The 5238-nt window shown below is 57.5% G+C and carries 5 protein-coding genes; all 5 read right to left on the bottom strand.

Annotated elements, in window-relative coordinates; translation table 11 throughout:
• Positions 1–252: 252 nt before the first annotated feature.
• The 5 genes from FHD67_RS19780 to FHD67_RS19760 all read right to left on the bottom strand — a co-directional run bounded on the left by FHD67_RS19780 (position 253) and on the right by FHD67_RS19760 (position 4910).
• Entirely contained in the window at positions 253–1248 is a 996-nt protein-coding gene (locus FHD67_RS19780) for a DUF3618 domain-containing protein (protein ID WP_139599797.1), read from the bottom strand.
• Positions 1238–1639: a phage holin family protein gene (locus tag FHD67_RS19775; RefSeq protein WP_139599796.1), complete on the bottom strand. Its 402-nt coding sequence runs from the start codon at positions 1637–1639 to the stop codon at positions 1238–1240. The genes FHD67_RS19780 and FHD67_RS19775 overlap by 11 nt, the downstream gene beginning before the upstream one ends.
• The gene (locus FHD67_RS19770; RefSeq protein ID WP_139085756.1) at positions 1632–2234 is read right to left on the bottom strand and encodes a hypothetical protein; all 603 of its coding nucleotides are present in this window, start codon (positions 2232–2234) and stop codon (positions 1632–1634) included. Before FHD67_RS19770 ends, FHD67_RS19775 begins: the two co-directional genes overlap by 8 nt.
• A 286-nt stretch (positions 2235–2520) precedes the next feature.
• Entirely contained in the window at positions 2521–2904 is a 384-nt protein-coding gene (locus FHD67_RS19765; protein ID WP_084697514.1) for a response regulator, read from the bottom strand.
• 14 nt (positions 2905–2918) lie between these two features.
• Positions 2919–4910, bottom strand: coding sequence for a GAF domain-containing protein (locus tag FHD67_RS19760; RefSeq protein WP_139599795.1), 1992 nt, complete (start codon positions 4908–4910; stop codon positions 2919–2921).
• Positions 4911–5238: the final 328 nt, after the last annotated feature.

Genomic DNA, 5238 nt, shown 5'->3' with positions numbered 1-5238 from the left:
TGTTCCTGCCGATCGGATCCACTACGAGTTCTTCGGTCCCGCGGATGAGCAGCTCGCGGCCTGATGGGTCGCAAGACTGGCATGGGGGAAGCCGTTCTTGGGTGTAAAGCTGGGGCCTGAGATTCCGCAAAGCTGGACCTCAGAGATGATTGGCGTTCACGCGCAACATCATAAACAGCGCCTTCACAGCCTGCTTTTCTGCCAAAAAGGCCCCGCGGTTGCGGGGCCTTCCCATGATACCAGACAATGGGATCAGGCTTTGGACGATGGTGTCTTTCCCAACTGTGCTGGACCACTGACCGTCTTCGCCTCTCCGGGTGTCTTCTGCAAGTTCTCCGGAGAGGCAGCCTTATCGCCGTCGTCGTCGGTCAGCTCGCCTTTGGCAGCCGAGACGACATTGGTCGCGGCAGCCTTCGCCTCTTCCACTCCAGCAGAGACGGCACTGCTGACCCGGTCTTTTTCTTCGTGATAGATTTTTTCTGCTTCGTCAAAGAGCTGGTCTCGATAGTCCCCCAGCAACTCGTCCTCGCGTCTTGTTCCGGGCAGCATCGCTCCCAGTGCCGCCCCGCCGAGCAAGGCAAGAGCTCCGAACAACAGGGGTTCGTTGTCATAATGACGCGCAATTTTTCTATTGGCCTGCGCCATCTGACGACTGACGGCATCGCTGGCATCCAACGCTTTCCGACGGGCTGCCTCGACCCTGAGGCGAGCCTCCTCGCCAAAACCTTCGGTGCCTTCGCTGAGGCGATCACGCAGATGAAAAGCGTGATTTTTCGCTGTATCAATCATGCCAACGGCTTTCGTGGATCTGACAGACTGATCAGAACGCGCCTCTGCGTGTCGATCTGTCTTTCGGTTATCATCTGATGCCCAGTTTGGTCGCGAAAACGGTGGCCGGTTTCCGTAGGTCTGGGATGGGTTTGAAACCGGATTGAAATTGCGCTCATTCCGATCGGACCGGCTCGTCACCGATTGCCCGTAGCTGTGAACAGGATCCTGTCCGCGACCGAAGATCATCCAGGCCAGGCCGATACCGGTCAGACCCAATGCTATGGGATTTGCGCGAGCGGCATCACTTGCAGCCTCTGCCCATTCGGCACCATTCTTACGGACCGAACCTGTGAGGCGGCGCGAAAGGCCATCCAAAGACAGTTCACTCTGCAGATCGTCGAGCGTACGCCGCAGCGCTTCGCGGTCTTTCTCGATCTCACGCTCAATCTGGTCAGGGTTGTTGAGGTCATGCGTCATGATAAGCTTCCTTTACCGCGCTGGCATCCCGCTGAACATTCTCGACGGTCCGTGTGGGCATAAGGTTTTCCGGCTTCAGATCAGCCATGCCTTTGCGAAGCAGCACATAGGCAAGGATCGCCAAGACCACGCCGACAACCACTGCGCTCCAGATTGGTCCTAGATCCGTTTCGGCAAGTGCAGCGACCAAAGCAACGGTAAGCACGTTGAGCGTAACGATACCTAAAACGGCTGCGGCCACGAGCATGCCCAGGCCCGTTCCCGCTCGGTTCAGGTTCTGACGCAGTTCGGCTTTGGCAAGAGAGACTTCCTTGCGAACCAGGTCGCTGGAAATGCGCAGTGCATCGGCAGCCAGCGAAGCAGGGCTTTGCGAGCGAACGGGATCAGGCATGCGAACCTCCATCGCTGCGACCGCCGGAAATAGGAAGCGGGTTGGTTGAGGCAGAGTGATCCGCTGCAGATGTGTTTTTTGCCTGCGCGTCACTATTTAGGGTCCCAATGCGGACAGAGGGTTTCGATGAACTAGTCCGTGATATGTTGGAATCTAGTGAGCTTTTCCTCTTCATGGAACTTGACGGTGTGGTGGAGCCCGCACGCAGAAAGCGAACGGCGGCAAAGCCCGCCAAGGCCGATAACCCAAGGAAAGCCCCTGGCTGACGGTGTGCGAACCTGCGAACCTCCTCAACCATCTCCCGAGGATCCGTGGCGTTCAGACTATCCGCCAGACCACTAACGGTATCGGCCGCACGGTCGAACAGCGTCGCGACGGAAGAATTAGGATCAATCTCAGACCCCGCCTTGCGAAGGCCAGCAGCGAGACTTTCTGCACGCTCTGCCACTCCCGAACGGAGATCCTTCTCATAGCGTTTGGCTTCATCCTTGACGCTGCCCGCGAGACGCGAGGCCTGTTCCGTCGCTTCCGCCTTGATGCTCTCAGTCGTGGAACTGCTGGGGGACTTGGAACGCGGATTTTCGTCGACCATCATCTTCTCCCTTGAATTTAATTATTGGGGCAGGTGCAGTGCTTTGCCCACTGACCTCAGCTATTGACAGACCAACCTTCAAACGATCCCGTCGTTCCACTAATGTTTCTTATGGATGACTGACGCTGCCAGCGGGGCACAATTGCGCCGAAACTGGGGAGCGAAATAAATTTCGAAGAAAATATCCATTTATGGGGTAGGTCCCATCCTGATGGCTGCCAGAGATGCCCTACAGCATTGTCATGGCGGGACAGGATCAAGCTTGAGTAGCAACTCATCTCGCTGCCTCTCAGCAGATCCTGCTCATCCGGTGCATCTCTGCGACCACGCGTCGTTCGTCGTAGGGCTTGTCAAAGAACACGCAGTCGGCAGGTAGCTTCATTCGCCCGATTTCTGCCTTCCCGGAGGTTACGATGACATGAATGGGCGGCCAACGCTCGCGGATCAGTGCGGCCAGTTTAAGGCCATCAACGCCCCGGGGCATATCGACATCGGTGAAGACAATACGAATATCAGGACGGGTTTCGAGGATCCTGACCGCATCTGTGGCGTCAGTAGCTTCAACCGCTTTGAAACCTGCATCTTCGACCATGTCGACTGCGGCCATTCGAAGGATCGGTTCATCTTCTACGACCAGTACAAGCTGGCGCTTTAAAGGAGCATATTGGGCCATCAGGTCTTTCCGTCTCAGGGCTGCTGCATCTGGGAAAGCGGGGCTTCCATCGACGCAATCAGGCCATCTTGGTGGTAACCAAGCTCAACGCCGCCAGTTCCAATCAATCCCATGCTGATCAGTCTCGACCCGAATCCTTTGCCGGATGGCTGTTGAACCGGGGGGCCGCCGGTTTCCGCCCAGCACATTCGCAAAGTTTCTTCCTCTGTGCCCTGCTCGATGGTCCAGGTAATCGTCACCCTTCCTTCAGGTACGGACAGGGCGCCGTACTTGACAGCATTGGTTGCCAACTCATGCAGAAGGAGCGATAGGGACAACGTGGCCCGGGGTCCGATCTGGAGGGACGGACCCTGCAAATGAAATCGGCCCGCCTGATCAAACGCTGCCAATGTTGCCTTGGCAACGTCCTCCAGGGCAGCGGAAGCCCAACGCTTTTTTAGCAGTGCATCATGGGCGCGAGACAGCGCACCGATACGTTGTGTCAGTGCCGTCACGGCGTCCTTCTCAGAGACCTCCCGAAGCGTCTGAGTCGCGATGGCCTGGACGATCGCAAGCGTGTTTTTCAAGCGATGGCTGAGCTCTTCGTTCAGGATGTGCTGCTCCTGTTCGGCCCGTGCCCGGGCAATCGCCGCATGCGTCCGGTCCCCGACCTGCCGCACGAGCGCGATTTCTTCCGATGTCCATTCCCGCGCTTGGGCATTCAGAACGAAGATGACAGTGTCGAGAACACCGCGCACCATGATCGGCAGGTTCAGGAGTGCCCGACAATGGACCTTCTCAAGGCTGTCAGCCTGGCTGGCTGTCCTGGGATCTATCTTCACGTCTGGAATGACGACGGTCTGGCCGCGTTTCAGATCCTCGATGTAGGAGCCAAACGACCTTAAATGGTGAGACCCGACCACGCTGACGCCAGAGGCGTCGCACCAGTCCACCGGTACGTCGATTTCCTCCTTTTCCAGGTCCACCTTCCCAAACCCGATGCAGCTCCCGCCGATGGCTTGGTTCATGCATTCTGCCGCCGCACGAGCGATGTCGTCAGCATTAATCAGATCGCGCAGCTGCTCGCTGAGGTCTGCAAGAGCCGCAAGGCGCCTGGTTTGAAGAACATGTTCCGTGACATCAGAGCCCTCAATGAAGATGCCTGTTACAGTGCCTTTATCGTCCCGGGTCGGCTGGCAAACAAAATCGACGAACCGTTCATCTACCGGGGAATGGGGGTCATTTCGAATTGCGTAACGTGCACCCTTCTGCGTGAAGGGTTTTCCCAACCGGTAGGCCTCATCGAGCAGGTCCACGTAACCTTGTTCTGCTGCGTCAGGCAGAGCTTCGGCAAAACGCTTCCCAATAAGCTGCCGGTTTCCGACCAGCCGAAGGTAGGCGGGATTGACCAGATTAAAGACATGACCGGGGCCTTTCAGCAGCGCCATGAAGCTTGGGACCTGATCGAACATGGCAGCCAGTTCCAGATGTTCATGCGCAGCCTTGTTTTGCTGTCGTTCCGCTTGGAGGAGCAGATCGTTATGGCGCGAAACAAGACGGCGCATCTCTAGAAGGCTCACGACCTGCCGGGCCAGCGACCTGAGATCATCGGCCTGGACCTCCGTCAGTCCCTCCGGGCGCGGAGCGTGGTCGATGACGCATATGGTGCCAAGTGTCAGTCCCTCGGCTATTACCAGGGGCGCGCCGGCATAGAACCGCAGATGCGGATCCTCCAGAACCAGCGGATTTGACTGTGTCCGGGGATCCAGTGTCAGGTCGGGAATGATCAGAAGGTCACGCTGCCCGACAGCGTGCTGGCAGATGGATTGCGCGATCGGCGTTTCGGAGGGCTCGAAACCAACCCTCGCCTTGAACCACTGCCGCTCGGCGTCCAGCAGACTGATGAGTGCAACCGGGGTATCACAGAGCCTCGCGGCCAAACGGACAATGTCGTCAAAGCCGACTTCCGGTGCGGTGTCGAGAATATCATGCGCATGCAGCGCATCGAGACGATCGGCCTCGTTCATGAGGTCCGCCGGATCTGTAGCCACTTGCTTGCGAGGCAATTCATGTGTCCATGTAAAAAAGAATTTGACCTTGCGTTAACGGATATGAAGGCCGTTGTCAGCAGAGCTTTTCAAGCGTGCGCATTACCCGGCCACAACCGAGCTATCTTTTAATGCCATATAGAGGGCGGACTTGCTGACCTTTACGCGGGCCGCGGCCTCACGAACGTTAAGGCCCGACGCGATCAACTGTCGAGCACGTGTGATCTTATGTAAGCGCGACGTCGCGGCCCTATGCGGTGAGGCTTGACGGCTGTGCGTGCCGCCAGGGCATGAGGTCTTCGATGCG

The organism is Paracoccus haeundaensis (genome assembly GCF_006239215.1).
Classification (GTDB): domain Bacteria; phylum Pseudomonadota; class Alphaproteobacteria; order Rhodobacterales; family Rhodobacteraceae; genus Paracoccus; species Paracoccus marcusii.
The sequence above is the reverse complement of the archived record's forward strand: the minus strand, read 5'-3'. Positions and strand labels throughout refer to the sequence as shown.